The following is a 26,088-nucleotide window of genomic DNA, read 5'->3' on the forward strand; positions in this document are numbered from 1 at the left end:
TTTATTTCAATGCTTTCTCTAAAGCGTCTAGCCAAAACTGAGCTACATGAAAACCGCTTTGCTCAGTTATTTCAACAAAACAAGTCGGGCTTGTGACATTAATTTCCGTCAAAAATCCACCGATTAAATCTAATCCTACTAAAAATAAACCGCGTTGATTAAGTAATAGAGCCAATTTTTGTGCAATCCCCAATTCTTGAGTGCTTAGTGGCATTGCAACTCCCATGCCCCCAGCAGCCAAGTTGCCCCGAATCTCGCTACCTTGCGGAATACGAGCCAATGCAAAAGGCACGACCTCACCACCAATTAAAAGGACCCGCTTATCACCCTGAACAATCTCTGGCAGGAAACGCTGAATCATCAAGGTTCTGGAGCCGCCCTCTCCCAGAGTCTCAACAATACTTGCTAAGTTTAGGCCATCGGGTCCGACGCGAAATACGCCCATACCACCCATACCATCCAAGGGCTTAATCACGATATCGCGATGTTCTTTATGAAACTCCATTACCGCTGAGAGTTCACGAGTCACTAAAGTAGGGGGGATCAAATCAGGAAATTCAGTAATGGATAGCTTTTCTGAATGATCCCGAATGGCGCTTGGATCATTGAACACCTTCGCGCCTTGACGAACAGCGGCAGACAAAAGCCAGGTGGTATTGAGGTACTCAATATCAAATGGAGGATCGGTGCGCATTAGCACTGCAGAAAAATCCTTTAGGGTGCGTGACTCTGTTTTTCCTAAGTCAAACCAAGAATTTCCACTAGGTTTAATTGCTAATGCTTGGCAATCAGCAACTACAGTTTCATCTCTCCAAAGAATATTGCGGTTTTGTGCAAACCATAAATGATGTCCCGCAGATTGAGCAGCACGCATCATGGCTAGAGTCGAGTCTTTCGAGACCTTAAAACTCTCAAGTGGATCTGTAATAAATAAAAAATCCATTGATCTACCTTTGGCTTGCTATATGCAATGTATCAATATTAAGCAGCTTCTGCATCAGGATCGGTCCGCTCTAACTCTAAGGATGCGGCTAGCAAGGCAAGGCGAGCAACTACGCCATAGAGATAAAAACGATTAGGGGCTGCACTACCCGGCTTGGCCTGAAGATCAGGCATCGAGTTTTGCTCAAAAGCCAGTGGCACAAAATGCATGCCTGGTGCATTGAGATTTTCATCTGGCCCACGATCAGTGTGAACGCGGTAGAAACCACCAATCACATAGCGATCAATCATGTAGACCACTGGCTCGGCAACAGCCTCGTTGACTTTTTCAAAGGTGTAGACACCCTCTTGGACCAATACATCGCTGACCTCAAGGCCTTCCTTGACCACACTCATCTTATTACGATCTTTACGGTTGAGATCCTTCAATTCTGCAGGATCATGTACCACCATCACTCCCATGCCATAGGTTCCGGCATCGGCCTTCACTACGACATAAGGCTTCTCTTTGATGCCGTACTCGCGATATTTCTTTGCAGTCTTTTTCAGAATTTGTTCAACTGCTGCCTGCAGCTCGTCTTCACCTTTACGCTCATGAAAGTTCACATTCTTGCAGCTTGTGAAAAATGGGCTAATCATCCAAGGATCAATGTCGACGACCTTAGAAAACTTTTTTGCAACTTCTTCATAAGCTGCAAAGTGATTCGATTTACGACGGGTCTGCCAACCTGCGTGCAAACCAGGCAATAAATACTGCTCGTAAACATTTTCTAAGATAGGAGGAATGCCTGCAGATAAATCATTGTTGAGCAAAATAGAGCAAGGATCAAAATCTTTTAGGCCGAGACGTTGCTTCTTCAGACCTAAGCGCGCTAATGGCTCCATCAATAAACGATTGCCATCGGGCAATTCAATCCAAGTGGGTTTCTTAATCTCATCTGAAAGAGTACCTAGGCGAACGTTTAAACCTGCTTGGCGCAAGATCGAAGATAAGCGTGCAATATTTTGTAGATAAAAAGTATTGCGGGTATGACGCTCTGGAATCAGCAACAGATTCTTGGCTTCAGGACAAATCTTCTCAATCGCAGCCATCGCAGCCTGAACGGCAAGGGGCAACATCTGAGGCGATAAGTTATTAAATCCACCAGGGAATAGATTGGTGTCGACCGGGGCAAGCTTAAAGCCTGAATTTCGGAGATCAACTGAGCAGTAAAACGGCGGTGTGTGCTCTTGCCACTCCAGCCTAAACCAGCGCTCAATCGTTGGGGTTGCTTCTAGAGCCTTAGACTCGAGTTCGAGTAAAGGGCCGCTAAGGGCTGTGATGAGATGTGGAACCATTTCATCATTGTAAGATTATTAAAAGAAAGACGCGGAATCCAGGGATTCCGCGCTTAAAAACCAGGCAGCCGTCTTAGGCCGCCTGATTGAGGGGTAATGAACTAATTAAGAACCGTAAGCTGTTTCTTCGTGGGAAGCAATATCCAAGCCTTCGCGCTCTTCTTCTTCCTTAACACGCAGACCAATAACCATATCGATCAACTTAAAGGCAATGAAAGAAACTACGCCAGACCAGATCAAGGTAGTAATCACACCTTGAGCTTGGATCCACAATTGGCTAGCAATTGAGTAGTCGGGGGCAGTTGCGTTAGCAACGTAATCCCAAATACCTGTGCCACCCAATGCTGGGTCAGCAAATACACCGGTTAACAAAGCGCCCAAGATACCCCCAACGCCGTGTACACCGAATACATCTAAGCTGTCATCAGAGCCCAAGATTTTCTTGAGTCCTGTAACACCCCACAAGCAAACTACACCTGCAGCAACACCGATAGCGAGAGCACCCATTGGGCCTACAAAACCAGCAGCTGGAGTAATAGCAACTAAACCTGCTACGCAACCAGATGCGCCACCTAACATCGATGGCTTACCTTTGAGAATCCACTCAGCGCATGACCAGCCGATAACAGCCGCAGCAGTCGCTAAATAGGTGTTAACGAAAGCCAATGCAGCACTACCGTTAGCCTCAAGAGCTGAACCAGCATTAAAGCCAAACCAACCGAACCACAAGAGTGCAGCGCCAGACATGACATACACGAGGTTATGTGGCTTCATTGATTCTTTGCCGTAACCTAAACGCTTGCCGATTACGAAGGAGCCAACTAGACCAGCGATAGCAGCATTGATGTGTACAACGGTACCACCAGCGAAGTCTAGAATACCCTTCTGCCACAACCAACCAGCACGAGCTGTAATCGCTTCGAGTGATGCAGCATCTTTAATGTCATCGGGACCAGGCCAGAACCAAACCATGTGTGCGATTGGAATATAGCTAAATGTGAACCAGAGGATCATGAAAACTAAAATTGCAGAGAACTTAGCGCGCTCAGCGAATGAACCAATGATCAAGCAGCAAGTAATTGTCGCGAACACTGCTTGGAAAGCCATAAACACATACTCAGGAATGCCAACACCCTTAGAGAAGGTTGCTGCGATAGAGTCTGGTGTCAAGCCAGCCAAAAAGAGTCGATCTGTTCCACCGATGAATGCCCCGCCTTCCGTGAAGGCAAAACTGTACCCGTAGAGAGACCAGAGCACCGTTATCACAGAGAAGATCATGAAGCACTGCATACAAATAGACAGTACGTTTTTGCTACGTGTCAGACCGCCATAGAACAAAGCCAAACCAGGAAGTGTCATCAACAACACGAGTGCGGTTGACATCAACATCCAAGCGGTATCGCCTTTGTTTACTGTGTCGGCAGGAGCCGCAGCAGCTGGAGCGGCAGCAGGTGCAGAAACAGCAGGCTTCGCTGAGTCAGCAAATACTGGCGCGCTTACCATTACACCAGTTGCACCGATAGCCATGGCCATCGCGCTTCCAGCAATAAGTCGTTTCATCCAAGTTAACATTTTCAACCTCTCTTTAAAGTGCTGACGCGCCGGTTTCACCGGTACGAATGCGAATGACGTGTTCAACAGGGGAGACGAAAATCTTGCCGTCGCCAATCTTGCCAGTTTTGGCGGACTTCTCAATCGCCTCAATAGCTTTTTCTAAGATGCCGTCATCTACAGCGGCTTCGATCTTTACCTTAGGCAAAAAGTCGACAACATACTCAGCGCCACGGTACAACTCAGTGTGGCCCTTTTGACGACCGAAACCTTTAACTTCAGTAACGGTGATGCCCGAAACTCCCACTTCCGAGAGAGCTTCGCGCACTTCGTCAAGCTTGAAAGGCTTGATGATTGCGGTGATTAATTTCATACGTTTCTCCGTTCAGGAAAATGGATTAGAAAGTTTTGGTGAGTGCAACTACAGCGTTACCGCGTCCAGCATTGCCGCCGTTAGGTGTTGCGTACACATATGTGCTACCAACTTTTTGAGCGCTTGTACCTGTGTAGTAAGCACTGCCAGATAAGCCGCCGCCAAAGTCTTTAGTCAAACCCAACTTCCAATCTGCGTAAGACGCGTTCCAAGTTCCGCCATTGCCGGCACCTGCTAGCGCTACAGTTGTAACAACATTGTTTGGCACATATTGATAGCCTACGTGCGCATTTACAGTAATGCCATACATGCCAGTATCGTAATTAGCAGTCAAATCTGGATAGAAAGAGCCTGCGGAGTTTTGAAGGCCAAACAAGTTGCTGACAGCATATGAGAACTTACCGAAACCAGTAACTGCGCCAAAGGTAAAGTTTTGTGCTGCATACAATTCTGTTGTGCTTGGATTAACACCAGATGTTTGACGCAGTGAAGGATTTGCAGTTACCCATGCCTTAGACTGGATGCCACCTAGGCCAGTAGTTGGGTAGTAGTACTGGAGCACACCGAAATCACTAGCAAAACCTTCGCCTATCAACTCCTTCTTGAAACCAGCGTAGAAATCCATTTCGATTGGCGCAGAAGTTGATGGTGCAGATTTAACTGGGGTTGAAACTGCATTGTATGAATCACTGATCCAGCTAATAGAGCTGTTCCAGTTACCTACATAGAAGCCACTCTCATGCGCGTAGTCAAAACCACCTTGAATTGCTGGCTTATTGTTTGACTGAGTAATACCACGATAGATATAGCTGCTAGCAACTGTTACGTTAGCTGTAACTGGGCTAGCTTCAGGCGCATCAGCTGCTGGTGCGTCTTCCGCGAATGCCGACGCACACGCCAAGCCAGTCAACAAGCCTACAGCTACTGCAGAGATTGCTTTCTTTTGTAAAGATTTCATAAAATTCCTCCTACTGGTTGTAAATAAAAAAGGGGTTAATGCACAATGCATGGTGCAATCATCAAGGTTTGTCATGAGACTGAAACTTTGGAATTCACCAAATCAATGCATATGCACCAAAATGGTACATAAAATATCCTGCAAACCCGCATTTTGGCCAATTTTCGGGTCTTTTTAGGGTTTTTCACCTTAAATTCGCATCCAAACTAAAATGAGTTCTGTGCTTTTTAAGCAACATTAACTAATCTGGACCCCTTAAATCATGCAAAAACCCGGTGAAATCCTCGAGCAAATTCAGCGTATCGCAGGCGATATGCAAAACAAGGTAAGCGAAGCGATCAAGAACTCACCAGCGCAAGAGATTGAAAAGAATGTACGTGCAATGATGAATCAAGGTTTTCAGAAAATGGACCTGGTTACTCGTGAAGAGTTTGAATTGCAATCTAAGGTACTTGCAAAAACCCGCGAGAAATTAGAAGCGCTGGAAGCTAAAGTTGCTGCTCTCGAAAAGTCTTAATCGAGCTTGAACTCTTCAAAAAAAGGCGAGAACGTTTCATTAGTCAGAATCGTTTTTGCATCCTCATTGCTAGCGCGAGTTCTTAATACCGTTAGTTGATAAATCCACACTCCATCATTTTCAACAGTGCTGGCAACCCACATCACCCGCATGAGCTGATGTGCTGAATTATTTTTTTCGCTTACCGAAATCTCTAAAAAATAATTTTTAGCTACCATGCGCTGCTGATTAGCATTACGGTAGAAGGTCTCTTGAGTCAACGCATTCTGAAGATTAACTCCAGCTCGACTCAATACATTAGTTTGTAGCTGCTCCAAAATCTTTGGCAAGAACTCCACTTGCTTACCAACTAAATGAATGCTGCTCACTGAATAAATATCATCATCGATCTTTGCAGCTTGTAGCACTTGATGAATTTCTTGATCCTGAAAGGGAAGATTTCTTTCCAGCTTGTCGGGCTTCGCAGGAAATAAAGTCGAATACCCTTCTTCAGGGGCTTGAACAGTGCGCCAATTTAAACTTGGACTACAAGCCACGACTCCAAGCGCTAATGCAATCAAGCATAGCGCTTGAGCAAATTTTGCTCTAAACAATCCCTGCCTCATGCGCTTGTTGGTCGGCATGGTAACTCGAGCGCACCATGGCGCCAACAGCCGCATGGGAGAAGCCCATCTTGTAAGCCTCTGCTTCAAACTGCTTAAAGACATCGGGATGAACATATCGCTGCACTGGAAGATGATGGCCTGAAGGGGCAAGATACTGACCAATCGTCAGCATATCGATATTGTGCTCACGCATATCGCGCATTACCTCTAATATCTCTTCATCGGTTTCACCAAGGCCTACCATTAAGCCGCTCTTGGTTGGAATATGAGGAAAGCGCTCTTTAAAGTCTTTCAACAACTTTAAGGAGTGCATGTAGTCTGCACCGGGACGCGCTTGCTTGTATAAACGGGGAACGGTTTCTAGATTGTGATTCATCACATCAGGTAAACCGTTGGGTACATGCTCTGAAAAAATATCCAAAGCTTTATCTAAACGACCACGAAAATCTGGCACTAAGACCTCAATGCGTGTTTTAGGAGAGAGGGCTCTACTTTGAGTAATGCAGTCGACATAATGCATCGCACCACCATCACGTAAGTCATCACGATCAACGCTGGTGATCACGACATAATTTAACTTGAGTGCGGCAATGGTTCGAGCTAAATTGTGGGGCTCTTTTTGATCAAGGGGATCGGGTCTTCCATGACCGACATCGCAAAATGGGCAACGACGGGTGCACTTATCTCCCATGATCATAAAAGTCGCAGTGCCTTTACCGAAGCACTCACCAATATTGGGGCAGCTAGCTTCTTCACAAACTGTGACTAATTCGTTCTCACGCAAAATCTTTTTGATTTCTGAAAAACGAGAGTTACCAGAGGCTGCCTTAACCCGAATCCAATCTGGCTTCTTTAACATCTCCTCGAGCGGGACGATCTTGATTGGAATGCGCGCCGTCTTCTCGCTCGACTTTTGCTTGCGAGAAGCGTCATAGCTCAGATCTTTGCGTTCCTCAACTTGAGGGTCATTTTTATTCATCGTCATTGGTGTAATTACTGCTGTAGGTGCCGCTTTAAATTCTCCACTAACTTATGAGACACATTCTGTATATTGTCCTTGATCCCTAGGGTTTGCATGTCTACTGTCTTCAAACCCGCATACCCACAAGGGTGGATACGAGCAAAAGCTGCCAAATCAGTCGATACGTTCAAGGCAAGGCCATGATAAGAATGGCTTTTAGAGACTTTCAGACCCAAGGCAGCAATCTTCGCACCCATCCATTCTTTAGGGATCCCCTCTTGCGCAGCAATATAAATACCCGGGGCACCTAGCTGCCGCTCAGCTTGTAGGCCATATTCAGAAAGGGTATCGATGAGTGCTTGTTCAATTCTCGAGACCAGCTCTTTCACAAATATCCTAAGGCGCTTGAGATCTAGCAGTAAATAAATCACGATCTGACCAGGCCCATGATAGGTAATCTCACCGCCGCGATCGACTTCTACTAAGGGAATATCAGCACTTGGTGAATGTAAGTTTTGGGGGTCACCTGCAAGGCCTAAAGTAAAAACAGGCTGGTGCTCAAGTACCCAAATTTCATCTGGAGTATCTGAGTTTCTCTGCTGAGTAAATTTCCGCATCGCCTCATAGGTTGGGACGTAGTCCACCAAACCCAATTGCTTTACCAGAATTCCCATGAATTGACTTGGCTATTTGTAATGAATTTAGAGCACCATGCTCACGAGCGGATGGGTTGATAGCGTTCTGTATAACTCATCAAGCTGCTCTCGACTCGTTGCATTAATCGGCAAAGTGATACCGAGATAATTACCGTCTTTAGAAGGTCGTTGCTCAACCTTGCTCTCATCAAAAATAGGGTCAAATTGTCTAGCGATGTGAATAATTGCGGGCAAGTATTCGGGGGATGATTTGCCCATCACCTTAATCGGAAATATTGATGGGTACTCAATGAGGGATTTTTCTTCAGCCATTATTTACTCCGGTGATCAGGCATGCCTAACCAAGCGCCTGTAATGATGTTACGAATTAAGTGTAGACGCCGATGAAAAAAATGATCTGCGCCAGGCACTACTTGGACGATTAGCTCTTGTGGGCGCGCCCAGTCTAAAACATCGATTAGGGGAATAGTCTCATCCAACTCACCATGAATCAAAATCGTATCTGCTGGTACCGGAGCCAGTTCCCATTTGCCTGCAGCACTACCTACCATCACTAAACGCTCGGCCGGCCGCCCCAAGTCAATGAGTCTCTGGACTAAATGGCTGCCTACAAAGCTCCCAAAGGAAAATCCTGAGACTACGAAAGGCAAATCGTTTACAGCTTGCACCCAGGCTTGGCTTTGTGTGACAGTAAGATTCGACCACGAGGATGGGGTACGCATCCAATCACTAATATGCAATAAATCTTCTAACTCGCCTCGACCATCATCGTGCACGCCTGCAGTTTCGCCAACGCCCCTAAAGTTTGGGCGAACGCTAACGTAACCGAGTTGATTGAAGGCGCGCGCCATTGTTTGAGCAACCTTGTTATCCATCGTGCCGCCCAATAATGGATGTGGGTGGGCGACTAAAGCTAAGCCTCTAATAGAAAATGTGGGGTCAACTTTTAGCCCATCTGGTAAATCAATCGAAATTTGAATTGGGCCAACTAAACCGGCAATCGTCATTACTTGGGTGCGGCTATTCATATAAACATTCTTTAAATTAATTGCAAACGCTCGACTACGCGTCCTTGAATTAAATGAGACTGAATGACCTCTTCAACATCTTCTGTATCAACGAAGGTGTACCAAACCCCTTCTGGATAGATCACCATCACAGGACCATCATTGCAACGATCTAAACATCCGGCCTTATTGACTCGGATCTTGCCTGGTCCAGCCAAGCCCAATTCTTTTACTCGGTTTTTTGCATACTCAAACAATGCGAACGCATTGTGTTGTGCGCAACAGTTATCGCCATTGCTGCGCTCATTAAGGCAGAAAAATAAATGATGTGTGAAGCTCATAAGAAATTATATCGATCAATATTTAAGACGATTACTAAATTTATCCCACGATAGCCAAATTAATGCTAATGGCAACCATGCGATAGAGACCCACTGCATTAAATCATTGAAGTGCAAAAGTCGTCCTTGGTACCAATGGCGCAGGGTCAATATGAAATAAGGATTATCTGGCAGAGTATGAATGATCAAAGTGCCGCCGAGTAAGCTAACCAAAGCCAGCCAAGTTTTGACAACTTTAGGTAGCTGCAATGCCCATTTCAAAACCACACTAGCAATCAGCATTCCCCAAATAGCGCCATCGGTCAACCAAAGTAAGCTGAACTCAGCGCCAAACTGTAAAGCAGTAAAGAGTGTCTTAATGAGCACAGTCAAAAATAGCAGGCCATTGAGGATGGGCCATTGAGGAGCCTTCGGTCGCATTCCTAAGGAGAGTAATAAAGCAGTCCCTAGCCAGCAGATCGCAGTAATCATGGTCTCCTGTAGAAAATGATTGACTACCGTGGTACCCCAGTCAATGGAACCAAAAATGGCTTGACCCCAAACTCCAGTGCCCAACCAAGAACTTTGAGGATAAATCTGGGCCCAAGGAAAAAGGAGAAGCAAAGCGCAGGCAACCCAATTGAGACCAAACCATTGATCAAAACACCTTCTGATGACGCTTCCTGAAAGCCATTCTGGACCCAAAGGGATGGCTAGCAGGCCACCCAAGACGCCGCCAAGGATGTTTGCCCACCAATCCATCTGACTCGGAATGCGGGTCGGTAGCCAAGTTTGGAGAGACTCCACAAGGAGAGCCAAACCAGCACTAGCCAGAAGTGCCAGACCCAAAGCAAGGAAATTTCGCCAGCGAGGGAATGCGGCGAAAACCAGCAGAAAGCCAAGAGGAATATAGGCCAAGATATTGACCAAAACATCAAATAGAGTAATAAATCGAGGTAATGGGGCATCTAACCAAGCCCAGGGGGCTAGGCTGGTTTCAAAGTCGAAATCGAAGGGATTAAGACTGATATAAAGGATTAACAGTGCATAAGCAAAGCTCAATACCCTCGCCATAGGCATGGCCTGAACTGGCCAAACAAATTTACGAGGTCTCTGATCTTGAGCATGCATTCCCCCAATTCTAGGCTAGACCTTTCTACAATAGCCTGATGAGTAGCCATTGCATCCTAGAACGCGTCGCAGAGACCGAATCCACCAATGACGACCTCATGGCGCGCTGGCGCGCTGGCGAGTTAATTGATCCCATTGCACGCCTGGCCCAAAAGCAAACTGCTGGCAAAGGCAGAGCAGGAAGAGCTTGGTTAGCTAGGCCGCAGGATTCGCTATGCTTTTCTTTGGCCTATCCATTTCAGCGAAAACCAGCTGATCTTTCTGGCTTGAGCCTACTGGTTGGTTTGGCGGTCATCTCAGGCATATCGCTGGCACTCAATCATTCCAAACAAGAGCTTCATCAAAAGGGGTTACGCCTCAAATGGCCCAATGATTTACTACTCAATCAAGGAAAGTTGGGTGGTATTTTGATAGAAGGCGGCCAAACCAAATTGGGTGATCCAAGCTGGATGATTATTGGTATTGGTATTAATCTACAAAACGTCAATGCTTTTGATCAAGCTTTGCGTCATGAACAAAAAGTAGCCGCTTTAGACCAACTACTTACTACTGGAGAAGTGCTACCCGATCCAGATTGGATTTGGTTAAAAATAGTTGAAGAACTTGAAGCTACATTATCTAACTTCGATCAAACAGGCTTTGCTCAATACCAAAAACTGTGGATGGATTGGGATGCATTCCAAAATACTGCTGTCCGTATTACTGGTGCAGGCCAAGAAGTGATCGAAGGTGTTGCAAAAGGAGTGGATATTTCGGGCGCCCTTTTATTAGCATCTGGAGAAAAAATGATCAGCATTCATGCAGGGGACGTTTCTTTAAGGACTTCAAAATGAGTCTCTATTTATTATTTGATATTGGTAACACTCGCATGAAATGGGCTGCGGTTGAATCTACTCAAAACCCCTCTGATCGCCAGAAAAAATTATGGGCATATTCTGGTTCAGTCAGCAGTAAATCATTAGAGTCTGCAGAACATCGGACAGAGCTTGCTGACTATATAGCCAAAACCCTTCCTAAACCTGATGCAATTGCTTTTGCATGTGTTGCAGGAAATCAGGCCGCAAAGAATCTGCAAAGTCTTTTTCCACAGTGGAGTGATCTAACGTGGAAAGAGTTTACGGGCAATACTCCATTCAATGGAGTACGCACGCTCTACCAAGACCCCAACAAGCTAGGTGCAGACCGCTGGGCAGGACTCATTGGTGCTCGAGCACTTTCAAGTACTAATACTCTGGTCGTAAATAGTGGAACAGCAACAACAATTGACTTACTGGGTGCTAACGGCATTCATTATGGCGGCTGGATTCTTCCAGGTCTAGACCTGATGCAATCTAGTCTCCAAACAAATACTGCTCAACTACCTCAAGCTCATCGCTCAGCAGAGCAATCCGGCTTTGGACTGAATACGAATGATGCAATCATTGCCGGCTGTGATGCTGCTCAACTCGGTGCAATTGAGTATGCTGCGCAAATCGCAAAAGAGATGAATCACCCAATTGAACGAATTTATTTAGATGGAGGCAGTGCCAAAATTTTGCATCAAGCAATTCAAAAAGGGTTGACGTCTAACTTAGGTCTCGCTGAATGTATTGATGGTTTAGTATTGCGCGGTTTGTGGTCCTGGCTAATACAATCTGAAAAGTCTTAGGACCGAATACGCCCTAATAAGGTAGTCGTAGAGCGCTGATATACGAAGGGGATTGCAATGGCTTTGCCACCCCAAGTCTTCACTAATTTTGTCTCATCGAGCGTATCAATTTCATAATCACCGCCCTTGACATAAATATCTGGACGAATCTGCTCGATGAGTTTCACAGGCGTCTTCTCAGTAAATATCACTGCAAGATCTACACTCTCTAATGCCGCTAAGAGTGCTAAGCGGTCTGCCTCATTATTAATGGGCCGATCATCGCCCTTTCCCAACATTTTTACTGATACATCTGAGTTAACTCCCACTACCAAGCTAGCGCCTAAAGATTTTGCTTGCGCAAGATAGCTTGCATGACCGCGATGAAGAATATCGAAAACTCCATTAGTAAAAACCAGGGGTCTTGGTAATTGCGCAATCCGCTCGCGTAAATGCTCAGGCAAGCAGATTTTGTCCTCAAAAGATGGCAATGAAAGCGAAGTCATGACTCAATATTAATGGCTTTTGATACTGTCAAACGACATTCCCAAGAATGTCTTAGACTTGCACACCTAGACACCTTATTTAAAGGCACACCATGTCCCCATTTAGTAAAATAATCGCATTTCTGAGTATGGCTCCTTTTTTGCTAGGATTGGGCATGAACTCTGTAAAAGCAGCTCCAGCAAGTTGTAGCCCCCTACTTTCCCATACCTTTCCTCGCCTGCAGGATGAGGCGCCTCAGAATCTTTGCCAATACCAGGGCAAAGTATTGTTGGTTGTGAATACTGCAAGCTATTGTGGCTTTACTGGTCAATACGATGACTTAGAAAAGATCTATGCCAAATATAAAGATCAGGGTTTTGTAGTTTTAGGATTCCCTTCTAATGATTTTGGGCAGCAAGAACCCGGCAGCAATAAAGAGATTGCTGACTTTTGTAAAAATACCTACGACGTCAAGTTTCCAATGTTTGCCAAGAGCTCTGTCAGTGGCTCTACTGCCAACCCCTTATTCAAAATGCTCATTGCCAAAACTGGCACGACGCCAAAATGGAATTTTTATAAATACCTAATTGATCGCAATGGCAATGTCGTCGATTCTTTTGGAAGTATGACTAAGCCAACGAGCAGCAGTGTCGTTGATGAAATCCAGAAGTTATTAGGAGAAAAGCTTCAGTGAGTAAAAAAAGGATTGCCATTATTGGCGCAGGCATTTCTGGTCTCGGCTGCGCCTATGCATTAAGACAATGTCCTGAACTTGAAATTACGGTTTATGAAGGTGGCGATCACATTGGTGGCCACAGCAATACTGTAGATTTTTCCTTAGATACGCCGAGCGGCAAAATTCAGTATGGTATTGATACTGGCTTCTTGGTTTTTAATCGTAAAACCTATCCACGCTTACTCCGCTTATTTGAAGAAATCAAAGCGCCGATTGCCAATTCTGAAATGTCTTTTTCAGTTTCAATCTCTCCTGATGACCAACATCATGGCGACCGTAAGATTGAGTGGGCCGGAAATGATCTCAACTCTTTTTTCGGACAAAGAGCAAACTTATTTTCTAGATCCTTCTGGACGATGGCATACGATATCCTGCGCTTTAATCGTCTCGCAACGAAGCTGGCCCAGAAACAAATTCATGGAGGGCACGAATATGCAGAGCCTGATGAGCGCATCGCCGATTTTTTAGATCGCAATAGCTTTAGTCAAAGTTTTAGAGAAAATTATTTTCTTCCCATGATTGGGGCGATCTGGTCTTGCTCAGTGGAGCAAATGCTAGAGTTTCCAATACAGACCATGGTGCGCTTTTGCCATAACCATGGACTGCTGCAAATCCAGAATCGCCCTCAGTGGCTTACAGTCCAGGGCGGATCAAGAGAATATGTGCAGCGTATCGTATCTACACTCGAACATCATCAGGTAACGATTAAACTAGAAGCAATTATTAAAGTCAATGCAAGCCAAAATGGTGAGTCACCAGTAGAAGTAATCAGTGCAACTGGTAGCACGCTGTTTGATGAAGTTGTCATGGCCTGTCATAGTGACCAGAGTTTGCAACTCATTCATGGTATCGAACAGGCTGCAAAAAATATTTTAGCAGCGATTCCTTATCAAAAGAATCGTGCTTTTTTGCATACCGACCAAAATTTCTTGCCTAAAACACATCGCTGTTGGGCAGCCTGGAATTACACCGCCAAATCAGGTGCAGCACCTTCTTCCAAGAAACACGTTAGTGTGAATTACTTGATCAACCGGCTACAGCCCTTGCCAGATGCACTAAAAACTGTTCCCATTATTGTGAGTCTTAACCCTTTGACTGAGCCAGACCCTAAGTTAGTTCATGCAGAGATTGAATACTCGCACCCCGTCTTTGACATGGCAGCGATTCAGGCACAAAAGCAATTGCCCTTGATTCAAGGAAATAATGGGATTTGGTATTGTGGTGCTTGGACAGGCTTTGGTTTTCATGAAGATGGCCTACGTTCCGGTGAGTTAGTTGCAGAGGACTTACTTGAAAGCATTCACTCGCCTTCGCAATCTCGCCGGACTCAAGACGCCCAATAAATGAATCAAGCAAAGATTAATTTTGGACTGGTCCAACATCGTCGTTTTAGACCTGCCCAAAATGCGTTTTCTTATGGTGTTTTTACGCTATCGATTCCGATGCGCTCCAGAAAACAAACGCCACTACTCTTAAGCAAACATGGGGTTAGCGATAACCAAGCTGGCTTATTTTCTTTTCATGATCGAGATCATGGCTTAGGAGGAAATTGCTCCCTGGAATGGATCGAAAAGATTCTTGAAGAAAACCATATTCCCCATATTGATGGCGAGATCTGGCTACAAACCTTCCCCAGAATATTGGGCTATGTTTTTAATCCTGTCAGCTTTTGGCTATGCACTCGTGCCAATGGTCAGGTCCAAGCAGTTCTAGCGGAGGTAAATAATACTTTTGGCGAGCGACATTGTTACCTCCTTTTTAAAGACTCAGGCGAGCCTCTACGCTCCGGAGAGACTATGCAGTCTCAGAAGGTATTTCATGTCTCTCCATTCTGTTCGGTGAGCGGGGAATACCATTTCCGTTTTTTATTTCCCGGCCATAGTGAAAGTAAGCAACACTCCCTCTACCGTATTGAACTTCATGAGGATGGGCAGCCGTTGATTAATACCAGCATCAGCGGCGAGGCTCGCGAGCTGAGTAGAAAAATGCTTTATGTAGCATTCTTGCGTTATCCTTTAATGAGCTTAGGTGTCATTTTTAGAATCCACTGGCAAGCATTGAAATTATGGCTCAAAGGTGTACCTTTTCATTCGAAACCCAAACCCCCGGAATTTGAAGTCAGCAGATGAATCGTCCTGGTCAATCTCTTCTCTCTCGCCTCAGCTTCTCTCGTCCTGAGGGCAAAAATACTAAGGCTCATCAGGGTGGCTTTGCCGCCACTTCATTACTGAAGCTATTAGAAAAACTACAAACTGGCTTTTTGGTTATGCGCCTGCCTGATGGCAGCACTCGTCAATTTGGGTCCCCTACTGATTCCTTGCATGCTGAAATTCAGATTTTGGATTGGTCTGTATTCAAAGCAACACTATCTCATGGTGATATTGGATTTGCTGAGAGCTATATCAAAGGCTACTGGGATACTCCAGATTTAAAAGCAGTATTGGATTTAGCCGTTTGCAATCGTACCTTATTAGACAAGCTCATTTATGGCAGCTGGTATGGTTCATTGTTTTATCGCATCAAACATTTTCTTCGAAATAACACCAAATCAGGTAGTCGAAAAAATATACATGCTCATTACGATCTAGGAAATGCCTTCTATACGCTTTGGCTTGATCCAACCATGAGCTATTCGAGTGCATGGTTTGCAAATGACGATAAACAGACCTTAGCAAGCGCTCAAAGAGCCAAGATCCGACAAATCCTCCAATCTATCGATATGAAACCCAATAGTCAGATCTTAGAAATTGGCTGTGGCTGGGGTGGCTTTATGGAAGAAGCTATTCATGCCGGTATGAATGTCACTGGACTCACACTCTCGACAGAACAAAAGCGATTTGCAGAAGAGCGCTTGAAAGATCTGGCCTCTAATAATGCTTTTGAAATCCGCCTTCAAGACTATCGTGACTGCAAAGATCAATTTGATGGTATCGCCTCGATTGAAATGTTCGAAGCGGTTGGCGAAAATTACTGGTCTGAATATTTTCAGACCATCGCACATTGCCTCAAGACAGGCGGTAAGGCATGTATTCAAACGATCGTGATTGCAGACGAACTCTTTGCTCGTTATCGAAATAGTACGGACTTTATTCAACAATATGTTTTCCCAGGTGGCATGCTGCCATCCCGATCGGTATTTAAATCATATGCTGAAAAAGCAGGCCTGAAAATTGAATCTGAATTCGCATTTGGCTTGGACTATGCAAAAACCCTTTGTATCTGGCGCGATAGTTTCAATAACAAGCTACAAGAGGTAAGACGTCTTGGATTTGATGAGGCTTTCATTCGCCTATGGAACTTCTACTTAATGTACTGTGCAGCTGGATTTGCTCAGGGCAATATTGATGTCATTCAATTCACACTGAGTCATCAAATCGGAGCAGGCTCTCGCAAGGGACTTCATTCATGAAGCAAAAAGGGATTGAGCAGTTTTCAGGCAAAAGAGTCTGGGTCATCGGAGCCTCTAGCGGGATCGGTGAAGCCTGCGCTAAAGCCCTACTTTCACAATATGCCAGAGTCGCGCTATCGAGCCGCCGTGTTGAGCGGCTCGATACGATTGCGGCTGAATATTCTCAATCTGAGTCATTAGTTCTCCCTCTCGATGTTACTCATGCAGAGCAAATGCAAGATGCTTATCAAACCATTCTGAATCAATGGGGCGGTCTTGATTTATTACTCTTTGTCTCAGGCCTATACATTCCTCTGAGGGCAGATCAATTTGATCTCGAGGCTGCTGAGAAAACCATTGATGCTAATTTGCTGGGTCCAATGAGAGCAGTATCGATTGTCTTACCAGCAATGCTCAAAGCCCATGCTGGACATATCGCAATAGTAGGGAGCGTGGCTGGCTACAGTGGCTTACCTAAAGCTCTAGCCTATGGCCCAAGCAAAGCAGGCATCATTAATTTCTGCGAGACCCTCTATTACGACTTGCTTCCTGAGGGAGTGAGCGTGCATATGATTTCTCCGGGATTTGTTGCCACTGAGGCAACTGCTCAAAATGATTTTGAAATGCCTGCGCTCATCACTGCTGAAAAAGCTGCACAAGAAATCTTGTCTGGTATTCAAAAAGGGGAGTTTGATATTCACTTCCCAAAGCAATTCTCAGGGTTTTTGAAGTTTTTAAGAATTCTTCCCTACCCAATTTACTTCTGGATCGTCAGACGCTTCGTTAAGATTTAATACTATCCCTACCAAGAGATATCTCATTTGTAGCGGTCCTTACGAATCTTGTCTTCCAAGAAAGTCATTACCTCAATCGCCTTCGCTTTAGAGCCAGCAATAGAAGGTGAAGTAAGGTAGCGACCTTGCATCACAATCGTTGGTACACCATCAATGTGATATTGCATAACCAATTGGTTGGCTGCTCTAGCTTTTGAAATCACGGCAAATGAACGGTAGGTCGTTAAAAATGCATTGCGATCCACCCCCTGTGATGCGACCCAATCCGCAATATCATTTTCAGTTAAAAGCCGTTTATTTTCTTTATGAATTGCGTAGAACACTTTGTCATTTAGCGCATCCGCTTTACCCATTGCCAATAGCGCATAGTAAAGCTGGCTGTGAGGCAAGAAATCATCCCTAAAGGCAACTGGCACCCTTCGGAAAGCAACATCTTTTGGCTGGCTCTTAACCCATGCGCTTAAATCTGGCTCAAAGTCATAACAGTGCGGGCATCCGTACCAAAAGAATTCGATAACTTCAACCTTGCCTTTAGTTTCCACTGGCTGAGCTGTGGGCAATACTCGATATTCAAAACCTTCTTCAATTTTTCCACTCGGCGTACTACCCTGAGCGTTCACAACCCCAGCTAACAGTAGGCAGGAAATAAAAAGGATTGCTCTTTTAGTGAGTGTGGTCATGATTTATTTGATTTAATCAGAGTGGTTTTAATGCCCATTTTGCTTAACTTATCGCTGCTCGCTTTACTGTCATCGGCCGAATTGAATGGGCCCACTCGAACGCGCCACACCGTATTCCCATCGGTTGTAATTTCACTAAGCTGCGATTGCACTCCCTGAATCGCTAAGTTTGCTTTCTGAGCATCAGCATCTGCTTGCTTATTAAATGCACCGACTTGCAAGAAAAATATATCATCCGGCTTTGCAGCAGGAGTAGGATCTACTGTTTTCTTTCCGCTAACTAAATCCCCAATCGGATCTGAAGTAGGTGCGGCCGTTTTACCTTGTAATGGTTTATTTAAATCTAGCGGGGCTTGGGAAGTTGCATCCTGACCTTCTCCACTCGGAGCAGACTTAATATTTAATGGCAAGTTGGGAGCCCGCACACCAGGTCTTTCCTGTGGCGTATTTTTGGATAAGTAAAACGCAATCAGCAGAGCTACACCAAGGCCTACAGCGAGCCCAACCACAAACCCAATGAGAGTTCCGCCATATTCAGGATGCTCTGGATTTGTGAAGCGCGGCAATGGGGTCGGTTTTTTCATCATGTCCTCATCTTACATTTTCACTTCAAGTCTTGCTCACATCTTAGCGGGTGCCGAAACCCCCAATAATTTGAGGCCATTTTGCAACACCTGCCGTGTAGCAGAAAGTAAAGCTAAACGCGCTAATTTTAAGGCTGGATCATCCACCAAGACTCGATCGGCGTTATAGAAAGTATGAAAATCTCCCGCCAAGTCCCTCAGATAAAAAGCAAGGGCGTGGGGAGCCAACTCTGTCGCTGCAGTTGCTAGCATCTCAGGATATTCAGCTAAACGCCTTAAAAGATGATCTGCTGCTTTACTGTCTAGCAGGCTTAAATCCGCTGCCATTAGTTCGCTAGCCTGACCACCCCACTGCTGCAAGATGGAGCAAATCCGCGCATGCGCATATTGCACATAAAAAACAGGGTTCTCATCATTTTGTTGCAAAGCTAAATCAATATCAAAGACGAATTCAGTATCGGCTTTACGCGAAATCAAGAAGAAACGCACTGCATCCCGGCCGCGCTGCAAAGCAAGTGCTCGTTCCGCTTCATTCATCTCATCAGTTACACCACCAGACCACTCAACCAGATCTCGCACAGTGACATAAGATCCTGCACGCTTAGAAATTTTCACTTCCTCGCCATTACGCATCACCGTCACCATCTTGTGTAAAACATAGTCAGGATAGGTTTTAGGAATAGTCCAGCCCCGCTTTTGTGCCACGCCTTGTAAGCCGGAACGAACTCGAGCAATCGTGCCGTGGTGATCGCTGCCCTGGACATTAATAACCTTCTCAAAGCCACGTTGCCATTTACTCGTGTGATAGGCGACATCAGGGACAAAGTAAGTAAAGCTACCATCGGACTTCCGCATTACCCGATCCTTATCATCTCCATCAACTGTTGTATTGAGCCATAGAGCACCCTCAGACTCATAGGTCTTACCAACTTGATTCAAGTCTTGCACAATCTGCGTAACGCTACCATCGGTATACAAAGAAGATTCTAGGTAATAGCAATCAAATTGGACGCCAAAGATTTTGAGATCGATGTCTTGCTCATTGCGCAAATAGGCAACTGCAAACTGACGAATTGTCTCCAAGCGATCTACTGCGAAAGCGCTTGATACATCCGCTGGCGATCCCTTAAATGCCTGCGCAATATCAGCAATATATTCACCGTTATATGCTTGCTCTGGCCAATGAGGATCGCCCGGCTTGAGACCATCCAAACGCGCCTGAACTGATAACGCAAGGTTAGCGATTTGCACACCAGCATCGTTGTAATAAAACTCCCGGTGTACACGAATGCCCTGGGTTGCCAATAAATTAGCGAGCGCATCACCTAGTGCGGCCTGTCTTCCATGTCCAACATGTAAAGGACCGGTTGGATTGGCGGAAACAAACTCAATCATTGCCTTAGGAGAATTGGCAGTTGCCGACACTATGCCAAATGCTTCGCCTGCGGTCAGCACCTCTTGAATCACAGTGGTCTTAGCCGCATTACTCAAACGAAAGTTAATAAATCCTGGGCCTGCAATCTCACAAGAATCAATCAAAGCCCCATAACCGGCTTGTGTCTTCAGACGCTCGACTAAAGCTTGCGCTAACTCGCGGGGATTCATTTGCCATGCTTTAGCAATTTGCAATGCAATATTGCAAGCCACATCACCATGATCAACCGCTTTAGGCCGCTCTAGGCGTGGTGCAGGCGGCTCCGCTTGACCATGTTCTTGGGCCAGGCTATTTAAAGCCGCGCTTAACATCGCAACTAGACGATTTTTATTGGTTAGCAACATAGAAAGGTGAGTTTATCAGGTGGTAAGCTATCAGAATGATCTACCAATTTCGTTCTAAAGCAGGCCCCGACGTGATTATGCTCAGCGATTTGACTGAGCGCATATTTGTAATTCTGGGACGCCCGCTCGAAGCTCGGGGAATCTTTACCGTCGAGCATCTTCCCGGGCTAATCACTGCCCTAGAAACCGCTATTCTCAAAGACCTAGACGAGCGCAAAGAAAGTGAAAGTTCACAAAAAGGAGATCGTCTAGGGCAGCGCGCCTATCCTTTTTTAGAGCTCCTAAAAGAATCCAGCGCCAAAGAAGAGCCGGTGATGTGGGGTATTTAAGCGAACTTGGCTCAATCAAGCGAACTAGATAATTGACGGCGAACATCGTCGATTGTTTCGCCCCGCCGTTTAGCTAGGTCGGCCAACTGATCTTCAGAAATCTTGCCTACATTGAAGTAACGAGAATCGGGATGGGCAAGATAAAAACCGCTCACACTCGAAGCCGGATTCATAGCCATAGACTCAGTCAAGCTCATTCCAATATCCTCAGAACCCAAAACGCGTAATAAGTCTTCTTTTACTTCATGTGCAGGACAAGCAGGATAACCTGGGGCTGGACGAATACCGCGATACTCCTCATCAATCATTTGATCATTAGTCAAAATCTCATCGGTGGCATAGCCCCATAAATCTGTACGTACCCGGTGATGCATTAACTCTGCAAAAGCTTCAGCTAATCGATCAGCCAAAGCCTTCAACATAATCGCACTGTAGTCATCATGCTTAGCCTGAAATTCAGCTACTTTCTTTTCAACGCCGTGACCAGTAGTGACAGCAAAGCACCCAAGATAATCGGCAACGCCAGAATCTTTAGGAGCTACGTAATCTGCAAGGCAGCGATTGGGTCGGCGCACTCCATCGATAATCGGGCGCTCAGATTGTTGACGTAGGTTATGCCAAACAAACAAAGGATGCTCGCGCGACTCATCGCCATACAAAACAATATCGTCACCAATGGTGTTGGCTGGATAAAACGCCACTACAGCATCAGCTTGTAACCACTGACCCTGAATGAGTTTTTTCAATAAGGCTTGGGCATCTTCAAATACTTTGCGGGCCTCAACGCCTACTACCTCATCATCCAAAATCGCAGGGAATTTACCCGCTAGGTCCCAGGTTTGAAAGAATGGGGTCCAATCGATATATTTAGCAATCTCACCAAGAGCAAAGTTCTTGAAGACTCTACGCCCAATGAATTTGGGCTTCTCAGGTGTGTAGTTTGCCCAATCAATCAGCTCACGATTTTTACGGGCCGCTTCAAGTGAAATTGTTGGGGTAGCCTTTCGATTCGCGTGCTGCTTACGAATACGCTCATAGTCGTCTCGTAAATCTTGAATAAACTTCTTCGCACTCTCGTCTGATAACAAACTCGATGCAACGGAGACCGAGCGCGATGCATCAGGAACGTAGACCACTGGGCCGTCATAGTGAGGGGCAATCTTGACCGCAGTATGTACGCGTGAAGTTGTGGCCCCGCCAATCATCAGCGGAATCTGCTTCTCCCGGAAATACGCATCGCGCTGCATCTCTTGAGCGACATAGGTCATCTCTTCTAAAGATGGCGTGATTAAGCCTGATAAGCCTACGATGTCTGCATTCTCATCTTTAGCCTTCTGCAAAATTTGTGCGCAGGGCACCATCACGCCCATATTGGCTACTTCAAAGTTATTACATTGCAAAACTACAGTCACAATATTCTTACCAATATCATGTACATCACCCTTGACAGTGGCCATCACAATTTTGCCCTTGGCTTTAGCTTCGCCACCTGCAGCAACATGCTGACGCTTCTCTTCTTCAATGTAGGGAACCAGCAAAGCAACTGCTTGTTTCATCACACGCGCGCTCTTCACCACTTGGGGTAAGAACATTTTGCCGGCACCAAACAAGTCGCCTACGACATTCATACCATCCATTAAGGGGCCTTCGATTACCTCAATCGGCCTACCACCACCGCCCATAATCTCTGCCCGCAGCTCTTCTGTATCTTCTTCAATAAAGCTAGTAATGCCATTGACTAAAGCATGCGTTAAACGACCCCGTACTGGGTCTTCTCGCCAAACTAGATTCTCAACCTGCTTTATGCCGCCACCTTTAAATTCATCGGCGATGGCTAACAATCTTTCTGTTGGCGTTTGACCATCTTTTTCTTTAAAGCGATTGAGGACTACGTCCTCAACCCGTTCTTTCAACTCGGGATCGAGGTCTTCATAAACCCCCAGCTGGCCCGCATTCACAATGCCCATGTCCATGCCCGCCTTAACGGCGTGATACAGGAAGACGGTATGGATCGCCTCACGAACACGTTCATTACCTCTAAATGAGAAACTCACATTCGAGACGCCACCACTAATCTTGGCTCCGGGTAAATTTTCCTTTATCCAACATGTGGCATTAATGAAATCGACTGCATAGTTATCATGCTCTTCAATACCCGTAGCGATCGCAAAAATATTAGGGTCAAAAATAATATCTTCTGCTGGAAAGCCAACTTCATTCACCAGAATTTGATAGCAACGTTTGCAGATCTCGGTCTTGCGTTCAAAGGTGTCTGCTTGACCTTGTTCATCAAAGGCCATAACTACAGTTGCAGCGCCATAGCGACGAATCAATTTGGCTTGCGCTCTAAAAGACTCCTCGCCTTCTTTTAAAGAAATCGAATTGACGATTGGCTTACCCTGAATACATTTCAAGCCCGCCTCAATTACACTCCATTTAGAGGAGTCGATCATGATGGGAACACGAGCAATATCGGGTTCTGAAGCAATGAGATTAAGGAAGCGCGTCATCGCCGCCTCAGAATCCAACATCGCTTCATCCATATTGATATCAATGATCTGAGCACCGTTCTCAACTTGCTGTCGAGCAACTGTTAAAGCCTCATCAAATTGATTATTCAAAATCATGCGGGCAAAAGCTTTTGAACCTGTAACGTTGGTACGCTCGCCAATATTGACAAAGCGTAAGTCTGCTGAGAGATTGAAGGCCTCAAGACCAGAGAGCTTCATCGTCATTCATCCACCTCAACAGCTTCGCGATAAAACGCCCTAGGCTTTCTTTTGGAAACTGCTTGAGCAATTGCCCGAATATGTTCGGGGGTAGTGCCACAGCATCCGCCTACAAGGTTAACCAATCCATCTTTAGCAAAGCCATCCACCAAACTCGAAGTGATGTCCGGCGTTTCATCAAAGCCGGTATCGCTCATCGGGTTAGGCAAGCCTGCATTGGGATAGCAAGAGACTGCGGTATTACAGATTTTTGCAAGCTCTGCAATATAAGGTCGCATTAAAGCAGCGCCTAAAGCGCAATTCAAACCAAAGGTCAAAGGTTGAATATGGCGCAGGCTATTCCAGAAAGCCTCAACAGTCTGTCCTGAAAGAATTCGGCCTGAAGCATCTGTTACCGTGCCCGAGATCATGACTGGCAAACACTCGCCGGTTTCTTCAAAAAATTCATCTAAAGCAAACAAGGCTGCTTTTGCATTTAAGGTATCAAAAATTGTTTCGACTAAGAACAAGTCCACGCCACCAGCAAATAATCCCTCTATCTGTTCGCGGTAAGAAGCGCGTAAGGTATCAAAGCTCACATTACGAGCGCCTGGATCATTTACGTCTGGAGAAATACTCGCTGTCTTCGGCGTAGGTCCAATCGCGCCCGCAACAAAACGGGGCTTATCTACTGTGCTGTATTTGTCACAGGCTAAGCGCGCTAATTTGGCTGAGACTTCATTCATCTCACGAGCCAAGTCTGGCATTTTGTAATCTTCTTGCGCCACTGAAGTTGCGCCAAAAGTATTGGTCTCAATAATATCGGCGCCGGCCTCTAAATACTCCTCATGAATCTTCTGAATAATCTGGGGCTGAGTGAGGACCAACAATTCATTATTTCCCTTGAGGTCGCCCGGATGCTTCTCGAAGCGGGTATTACCGGGTAGACCCCGATAATCTGCCTCAGATAACTTGTACTGTTGGATCATGGTGCCCATTGCCCCATCCAGAATCAGAATGCGCTGCTTCAATAGCTCAGGTAGCCTCTGACCTCGCGTATAAGATGGAAAATGAGCTTTAGATTGCATTGTTACCAAACCAAGATTAATCTCTAGAATCCCTTATTCTATCGGCTTTAGCCACTTTTATCTGAATCGGAGCATATATGTTCGGAACTATCCCTGAATTTAATCAAAGCCTTGAAATGTTTAAAACCATGTGGGGCCAAAATCCTGCTGGTCAGATGCCAGGGCAATTTCCCTTTACTGCCGATTCCAGCAAGGCTGGCAACGGTTTTTCTGGAGCCTTTCCGGGTCTAGATGTAGATGAACTAGAAAAGCGGATCAAGGACTTAAAGAGCGTCGAAAACTGGCTTAATCTCAACCTCAATATCTTGAAATCAACCATTCAGGGACTTGAAGTCCAACATGCGACCATGATGGCCTTGAAGTCTTTTGGGGATGCTGTTTCAGCCTCAGCAAATGATCTCAGCCAAAAGAGCACTGCGCCTAAGGCGGCGACTAAACCACGGAAAACCGCAAAACCCCGTCGTCGCAAAGCTGGCGACGCAACTTTCCTCGACGCAGTAGGTAATTCAGATGAGCAATAGCCTCACCCATAGCAAAAGTCATTTGGTGAATATCCAGTTCTCGTCTAAATAAGACTGGCACTATCTCTCTCGCATGAACAGGCTTTTGGCAAGCTGCCATGGTTTCTGCCAGACGTTCATCGTGATGCAGCTTTAGCTGAGCAACTCTGGCTTTCATGCCTTGAAAAGGTTTGCCATGAGACGGCAATACCAAAGTGTCATCGGGCAATGGTAAAAATCGCTCCAAAGAATCTAAATACAAACCCAATGGATCTGCATCAGGGTCAGCGTCATACACACTGACATTAGTAGAGATCCGAGGTAACAACATATCTCCTGAGATTAAAACGCCCAAGTCTTTACAAAAAAGAGAGGCGTGTTCAGGCGCATGTCCAAACCCCATGATGACTTGCCAATCATGTCCCCCAATAGCAATTTGCTCGCCATCAATAATTCGACGATATTGTCTTGGCACTCCTGGAACCATATTGCTGAAATAATTTGACCGTCCCCGAATTTTTTCTAGATCCTCAGGAGCAGTTAAACCATGTTTCTGAAAATGATCGGCTGAACCTCCGCTACCTGCTTTACTACCAATCGCAGCCCCACCCTCTTTGTGACTTAACCACTGCGCCGTTAAATAATCGGTCATTGATATCCACAAACGAACATTCCAACGCTCGCATAACCACTGCGACAAACCAATATGATCGGGATGCATGTGCGTAACGATCACGCGTAATATTGGCAGGCCTTTCAACTGGGTTGCAAAAATCTGCCCCCATGCCGCCTTAGTCTCTTCATTAGCAATGCCACAATCCACAATTGTCCAACCAGAAACACCATCCATTTCGTCTTGCAAAAGCCACAAGTTAATATGATCCAAAGCAAATGGCAGTCGCATTCTGAGCCAATACACGCCTTTAGCAAGCTCAATGCATTGGCCATTCTGCGGCAGTTGATCAGCTAAGGGATAATGAACGGAGCGTTCTTGATCGACTTTGATTTGGCTTTGTGTATTCATATTGAT

The 26,088-nt window shown here is 45.5% G+C and carries 29 protein-coding genes; 10 read left to right on the forward strand and 19 right to left on the reverse strand.

All coding sequences use genetic code 11. The features are described 5' to 3' along the window. Nucleotide 1: 1 nt before the first annotated feature. The 5 genes from gshB to Pas1_RS08760 form a co-directional block, all read right to left on the reverse strand. Nucleotides 2-943 carry a glutathione synthase gene (gshB, locus tag Pas1_RS08740; RefSeq protein WP_112295036.1) on the reverse strand — a complete coding sequence of 314 codons (942 nt, stop codon included), beginning with the start codon at nucleotides 941-943 and terminating at the stop codon, nucleotides 2-4. A gap of 38 nt (nucleotides 944-981) precedes the next feature. Next, nucleotides 982-2,280 (reverse strand): glutamate--cysteine ligase, encoded by a 1,299-nt coding sequence (gene gshA / locus Pas1_RS08745; RefSeq protein WP_112295037.1) that lies wholly within the window; start codon nucleotides 2,278-2,280, stop codon nucleotides 982-984. A 105-nt stretch (nucleotides 2,281-2,385) separates the two neighbouring features. Continuing rightward, nucleotides 2,386-3,852, reverse strand: a complete 1,467-nt coding sequence (locus Pas1_RS08750) for an ammonium transporter (RefSeq protein ID WP_112208595.1) — start codon at nucleotides 3,850-3,852, stop codon at nucleotides 2,386-2,388. A 13-nt stretch (nucleotides 3,853-3,865) separates the two neighbouring features. Continuing rightward, nucleotides 3,866-4,204 (reverse strand): P-II family nitrogen regulator, encoded by a 339-nt coding sequence (locus Pas1_RS08755; protein ID WP_112208596.1) that lies wholly within the window; start codon nucleotides 4,202-4,204, stop codon nucleotides 3,866-3,868. Between the two features lie 25 nt (nucleotides 4,205-4,229). Beyond that, nucleotides 4,230-5,162: a TorF family putative porin gene (locus Pas1_RS08760; protein ID WP_112295038.1), complete on the reverse strand. Its 933-nt coding sequence runs from the start codon at nucleotides 5,160-5,162 to the stop codon at nucleotides 4,230-4,232. 262 nt (nucleotides 5,163-5,424) lie between these two features. Between Pas1_RS08760 and Pas1_RS08765 the strand changes: the two genes are divergently transcribed. Next, entirely contained in the window at nucleotides 5,425-5,679 is a 255-nt protein-coding gene (locus tag Pas1_RS08765; protein ID WP_112205523.1) for an accessory factor UbiK family protein, read from the forward strand. On the opposite strand, the gene Pas1_RS08770 is transcribed toward Pas1_RS08765, so the two are convergent. The 7 genes from Pas1_RS08770 to Pas1_RS08800 are packed head-to-tail and all read right to left on the reverse strand — an operon-like array spanning nucleotide 5,676 to nucleotide 10,359. Continuing rightward, nucleotides 5,676-6,272, reverse strand: a complete 597-nt coding sequence (locus tag Pas1_RS08770) for a hypothetical protein (RefSeq protein WP_215315195.1) — start codon at nucleotides 6,270-6,272, stop codon at nucleotides 5,676-5,678. The two genes, Pas1_RS08765 and Pas1_RS08770, sit on opposite strands and share 4 nt — an antisense overlap. Continuing rightward, complete coding sequence (gene lipA / locus Pas1_RS08775; RefSeq protein ID WP_112295040.1) at nucleotides 6,265-7,269, reverse strand: lipoyl synthase; 1,005 nt, start codon at nucleotides 7,267-7,269, stop codon at nucleotides 6,265-6,267. The genes Pas1_RS08770 and lipA overlap by 8 nt, the downstream gene beginning before the upstream one ends. An 8-nt stretch (nucleotides 7,270-7,277) precedes the next feature. Next, complete coding sequence (lipB, locus tag Pas1_RS08780) at nucleotides 7,278-7,919, reverse strand: lipoyl(octanoyl) transferase LipB (RefSeq protein WP_192874754.1); 642 nt, start codon at nucleotides 7,917-7,919, stop codon at nucleotides 7,278-7,280. 27 nt (nucleotides 7,920-7,946) lie between these two features. Continuing rightward, nucleotides 7,947-8,213 (reverse strand): YbeD family protein, encoded by a 267-nt coding sequence (locus Pas1_RS08785; RefSeq protein ID WP_112295041.1) that lies wholly within the window; start codon nucleotides 8,211-8,213, stop codon nucleotides 7,947-7,949. Beyond that, complete coding sequence (locus tag Pas1_RS08790; RefSeq protein ID WP_112295042.1) at nucleotides 8,213-8,929, reverse strand: alpha/beta hydrolase; 717 nt, start codon at nucleotides 8,927-8,929, stop codon at nucleotides 8,213-8,215. Before Pas1_RS08790 ends, Pas1_RS08785 begins: the two co-directional genes overlap by 1 nt. A gap of 11 nt (nucleotides 8,930-8,940) precedes the next feature. Further along, nucleotides 8,941-9,249 carry a (2Fe-2S) ferredoxin domain-containing protein gene (locus Pas1_RS08795; protein WP_112205533.1) on the reverse strand — a complete coding sequence of 103 codons (309 nt, stop codon included), beginning with the start codon at nucleotides 9,247-9,249 and terminating at the stop codon, nucleotides 8,941-8,943. A gap of 15 nt (nucleotides 9,250-9,264) precedes the next feature. Then, on the reverse strand, nucleotides 9,265-10,359 hold the full coding sequence (locus Pas1_RS08800; protein WP_112205535.1) for a VanZ family protein: 1,095 nt from the start codon (nucleotides 10,357-10,359) through the stop codon (nucleotides 9,265-9,267). 38 nt (nucleotides 10,360-10,397) lie between these two features. Here Pas1_RS08800 and Pas1_RS08805 point away from each other — a divergent pair, with 38 nt between their 5' ends. Together Pas1_RS08805 and Pas1_RS08810 are read left to right on the forward strand one after the other, a co-directional pair. Beyond that, nucleotides 10,398-11,192: a biotin--[acetyl-CoA-carboxylase] ligase gene (locus tag Pas1_RS08805; RefSeq protein ID WP_112295043.1), complete on the forward strand. Its 795-nt coding sequence runs from the start codon at nucleotides 10,398-10,400 to the stop codon at nucleotides 11,190-11,192. After that, the gene (locus Pas1_RS08810) at nucleotides 11,189-12,007 is read left to right on the forward strand and encodes a type III pantothenate kinase (protein ID WP_112295044.1); all 819 of its coding nucleotides are present in this window, start codon (nucleotides 11,189-11,191) and stop codon (nucleotides 12,005-12,007) included. The genes Pas1_RS08805 and Pas1_RS08810 overlap by 4 nt, the downstream gene beginning before the upstream one ends. On the opposite strand, the gene rfaE2 is transcribed toward Pas1_RS08810, so the two are convergent. Further along, entirely contained in the window at nucleotides 12,004-12,492 is a 489-nt protein-coding gene (rfaE2, locus tag Pas1_RS08815; protein WP_112205541.1) for a D-glycero-beta-D-manno-heptose 1-phosphate adenylyltransferase, read from the reverse strand. The genes Pas1_RS08810 and rfaE2 overlap by 4 nt on opposite strands. Before the next feature lie 155 nt (nucleotides 12,493-12,647). Between rfaE2 and Pas1_RS08820 the strand changes: the two genes are divergently transcribed. The 5 genes from Pas1_RS08820 to Pas1_RS08840 are packed head-to-tail and all read left to right on the forward strand — an operon-like array spanning nucleotide 12,648 to nucleotide 17,390. Then, nucleotides 12,648-13,166 carry a glutathione peroxidase gene (locus Pas1_RS08820; RefSeq protein WP_215385442.1) on the forward strand — a complete coding sequence of 173 codons (519 nt, stop codon included), beginning with the start codon at nucleotides 12,648-12,650 and terminating at the stop codon, nucleotides 13,164-13,166. After that, nucleotides 13,163-14,551 carry an NAD(P)/FAD-dependent oxidoreductase gene (locus Pas1_RS08825; protein WP_112295046.1) on the forward strand — a complete coding sequence of 463 codons (1,389 nt, stop codon included), beginning with the start codon at nucleotides 13,163-13,165 and terminating at the stop codon, nucleotides 14,549-14,551. Before Pas1_RS08820 ends, Pas1_RS08825 begins: the two co-directional genes overlap by 4 nt. Continuing rightward, nucleotides 14,552-15,337: a DUF1365 domain-containing protein gene (locus Pas1_RS08830; RefSeq protein ID WP_112205545.1), complete on the forward strand. Its 786-nt coding sequence runs from the start codon at nucleotides 14,552-14,554 to the stop codon at nucleotides 15,335-15,337. Continuing rightward, entirely contained in the window at nucleotides 15,334-16,617 is a 1,284-nt protein-coding gene (locus tag Pas1_RS08835) for an SAM-dependent methyltransferase (RefSeq protein ID WP_112295047.1), read from the forward strand. The genes Pas1_RS08830 and Pas1_RS08835 overlap by 4 nt, the downstream gene beginning before the upstream one ends. Continuing rightward, complete coding sequence (locus tag Pas1_RS08840) at nucleotides 16,614-17,390, forward strand: SDR family NAD(P)-dependent oxidoreductase (protein WP_112295048.1); 777 nt, start codon at nucleotides 16,614-16,616, stop codon at nucleotides 17,388-17,390. The genes Pas1_RS08835 and Pas1_RS08840 overlap by 4 nt, the downstream gene beginning before the upstream one ends. 23 nt (nucleotides 17,391-17,413) lie before the next feature. Here Pas1_RS08840 and Pas1_RS08845 read toward each other — a convergent pair whose 3' ends face one another. The 3 genes from Pas1_RS08845 to argS are packed head-to-tail and all read right to left on the reverse strand — an operon-like array spanning nucleotide 17,414 to nucleotide 20,433. Further along, nucleotides 17,414-18,070 (reverse strand): thiol:disulfide interchange protein DsbA/DsbL, encoded by a 657-nt coding sequence (locus Pas1_RS08845; protein ID WP_112236782.1) that lies wholly within the window; start codon nucleotides 18,068-18,070, stop codon nucleotides 17,414-17,416. Then, the gene (locus tag Pas1_RS08850) at nucleotides 18,067-18,657 is read right to left on the reverse strand and encodes an SPOR domain-containing protein (RefSeq protein ID WP_112295049.1); all 591 of its coding nucleotides are present in this window, start codon (nucleotides 18,655-18,657) and stop codon (nucleotides 18,067-18,069) included. Before Pas1_RS08850 ends, Pas1_RS08845 begins: the two co-directional genes overlap by 4 nt. 33 nt (nucleotides 18,658-18,690) lie before the next feature. Beyond that, on the reverse strand, nucleotides 18,691-20,433 hold the full coding sequence (gene argS / locus Pas1_RS08855) for an arginine--tRNA ligase (RefSeq protein WP_112295050.1): 1,743 nt from the start codon (nucleotides 20,431-20,433) through the stop codon (nucleotides 18,691-18,693). A 35-nt stretch (nucleotides 20,434-20,468) separates the two neighbouring features. Here argS and Pas1_RS08860 point away from each other — a divergent pair, with 35 nt between their 5' ends. Further along, nucleotides 20,469-20,762 carry a DUF1840 domain-containing protein gene (locus Pas1_RS08860; protein WP_112208609.1) on the forward strand — a complete coding sequence of 98 codons (294 nt, stop codon included), beginning with the start codon at nucleotides 20,469-20,471 and terminating at the stop codon, nucleotides 20,760-20,762. 11 nt (nucleotides 20,763-20,773) lie between these two features. Here the strand turns inward: Pas1_RS08860 and metH are convergent, their stop codons facing one another. Together metH and Pas1_RS08870 are read right to left on the reverse strand one after the other, a co-directional pair. Beyond that, nucleotides 20,774-23,497, reverse strand: coding sequence for a methionine synthase (gene metH, locus Pas1_RS08865; RefSeq protein WP_112295051.1), 2,724 nt, complete (start codon nucleotides 23,495-23,497; stop codon nucleotides 20,774-20,776). Continuing rightward, nucleotides 23,494-24,558, reverse strand: a complete 1,065-nt coding sequence (locus Pas1_RS08870; RefSeq protein ID WP_112205561.1) for a homocysteine S-methyltransferase family protein — start codon at nucleotides 24,556-24,558, stop codon at nucleotides 23,494-23,496. The genes metH and Pas1_RS08870 overlap by 4 nt, the downstream gene beginning before the upstream one ends. Nucleotides 24,559-24,635: 77 nt before the next feature. Between Pas1_RS08870 and Pas1_RS08875 the strand changes: the two genes are divergently transcribed. Beyond that, complete coding sequence (locus tag Pas1_RS08875; protein WP_112205563.1) at nucleotides 24,636-25,079, forward strand: PhaM family polyhydroxyalkanoate granule multifunctional regulatory protein; 444 nt, start codon at nucleotides 24,636-24,638, stop codon at nucleotides 25,077-25,079. On the opposite strand, the gene Pas1_RS08880 is transcribed toward Pas1_RS08875, so the two are convergent. Further along, nucleotides 24,991-26,082 carry an MBL fold metallo-hydrolase gene (locus Pas1_RS08880; protein ID WP_112295052.1) on the reverse strand — a complete coding sequence of 364 codons (1,092 nt, stop codon included), beginning with the start codon at nucleotides 26,080-26,082 and terminating at the stop codon, nucleotides 24,991-24,993. The genes Pas1_RS08875 and Pas1_RS08880 overlap by 89 nt on opposite strands. Nucleotides 26,083-26,088 lie beyond the last annotated feature (6 nt).

Origin of the sequence: Polynucleobacter paneuropaeus (assembly GCF_003261235.1) — a bacterium.
Classification (GTDB): Bacteria; Pseudomonadota; Gammaproteobacteria; order Burkholderiales; family Burkholderiaceae; genus Polynucleobacter; species Polynucleobacter paneuropaeus.

Excerpts from the sequence above, each read along its gene's own strand:
- gshB (WP_112295036.1), bottom strand. The coding sequence starts at position 943 with ATGGATTTTTTATTTATTACAGATCCACTTGAGAGTTTTAAGGTCTCG.
- gshA (WP_112295037.1), bottom strand. The coding sequence starts at position 2,280 with ATGGTTCCACATCTCATCACAGCCCTTAGCGGCCCTTTACTCGAACTC.
- Pas1_RS08750 (WP_112208595.1), bottom strand. The coding sequence starts at position 3,852 with ATGTTAACTTGGATGAAACGACTTATTGCTGGAAGCGCGATGGCCATG.
- Pas1_RS08755 (WP_112208596.1), bottom strand. The coding sequence starts at position 4,204 with ATGAAATTAATCACCGCAATCATCAAGCCTTTCAAGCTTGACGAAGTG.
- Pas1_RS08760 (WP_112295038.1), bottom strand. The coding sequence starts at position 5,162 with ATGAAATCTTTACAAAAGAAAGCAATCTCTGCAGTAGCTGTAGGCTTG.
- Pas1_RS08765 (WP_112205523.1), top strand. The coding sequence starts at position 5,425 with ATGCAAAAACCCGGTGAAATCCTCGAGCAAATTCAGCGTATCGCAGGC.
- lipA (WP_112295040.1), bottom strand. The coding sequence starts at position 7,269 with ATGACGATGAATAAAAATGACCCTCAAGTTGAGGAACGCAAAGATCTG.
- lipB (WP_192874754.1), bottom strand. The coding sequence starts at position 7,919 with ATGGGAATTCTGGTAAAGCAATTGGGTTTGGTGGACTACGTCCCAACC.
- Pas1_RS08785 (WP_112295041.1), bottom strand. The coding sequence starts at position 8,213 with ATGGCTGAAGAAAAATCCCTCATTGAGTACCCATCAATATTTCCGATT.
- Pas1_RS08790 (WP_112295042.1), bottom strand. The coding sequence starts at position 8,929 with ATGAATAGCCGCACCCAAGTAATGACGATTGCCGGTTTAGTTGGCCCA.
- Pas1_RS08795 (WP_112205533.1), bottom strand. The coding sequence starts at position 9,249 with ATGAGCTTCACACATCATTTATTTTTCTGCCTTAATGAGCGCAGCAAT.
- Pas1_RS08800 (WP_112205535.1), bottom strand. The coding sequence starts at position 10,359 with ATGCATGCTCAAGATCAGAGACCTCGTAAATTTGTTTGGCCAGTTCAG.
- Pas1_RS08805 (WP_112295043.1), top strand. The coding sequence starts at position 10,398 with ATGAGTAGCCATTGCATCCTAGAACGCGTCGCAGAGACCGAATCCACC.
- Pas1_RS08810 (WP_112295044.1), top strand. The coding sequence starts at position 11,189 with ATGAGTCTCTATTTATTATTTGATATTGGTAACACTCGCATGAAATGG.
- rfaE2 (WP_112205541.1), bottom strand. The coding sequence starts at position 12,492 with ATGACTTCGCTTTCATTGCCATCTTTTGAGGACAAAATCTGCTTGCCT.
- Pas1_RS08820 (WP_215385442.1), top strand. The coding sequence starts at position 12,648 with ATGAACTCTGTAAAAGCAGCTCCAGCAAGTTGTAGCCCCCTACTTTCC.
- Pas1_RS08830 (WP_112205545.1), top strand. The coding sequence starts at position 14,552 with ATGAATCAAGCAAAGATTAATTTTGGACTGGTCCAACATCGTCGTTTT.
- Pas1_RS08835 (WP_112295047.1), top strand. The coding sequence starts at position 15,334 with ATGAATCGTCCTGGTCAATCTCTTCTCTCTCGCCTCAGCTTCTCTCGT.
- Pas1_RS08840 (WP_112295048.1), top strand. The coding sequence starts at position 16,614 with ATGAAGCAAAAAGGGATTGAGCAGTTTTCAGGCAAAAGAGTCTGGGTC.
- Pas1_RS08845 (WP_112236782.1), bottom strand. The coding sequence starts at position 18,070 with ATGACCACACTCACTAAAAGAGCAATCCTTTTTATTTCCTGCCTACTG.
- Pas1_RS08850 (WP_112295049.1), bottom strand. The coding sequence starts at position 18,657 with ATGATGAAAAAACCGACCCCATTGCCGCGCTTCACAAATCCAGAGCAT.
- argS (WP_112295050.1), bottom strand. The coding sequence starts at position 20,433 with ATGTTGCTAACCAATAAAAATCGTCTAGTTGCGATGTTAAGCGCGGCT.
- Pas1_RS08860 (WP_112208609.1), top strand. The coding sequence starts at position 20,469 with ATGATCTACCAATTTCGTTCTAAAGCAGGCCCCGACGTGATTATGCTC.
- metH (WP_112295051.1), bottom strand. The coding sequence starts at position 23,497 with ATGACGATGAAGCTCTCTGGTCTTGAGGCCTTCAATCTCTCAGCAGAC.
- Pas1_RS08870 (WP_112205561.1), bottom strand. The coding sequence starts at position 24,558 with ATGCAATCTAAAGCTCATTTTCCATCTTATACGCGAGGTCAGAGGCTA.
- Pas1_RS08875 (WP_112205563.1), top strand. The coding sequence starts at position 24,636 with ATGTTCGGAACTATCCCTGAATTTAATCAAAGCCTTGAAATGTTTAAA.
- Pas1_RS08880 (WP_112295052.1), bottom strand. The coding sequence starts at position 26,082 with ATGAATACACAAAGCCAAATCAAAGTCGATCAAGAACGCTCCGTTCAT.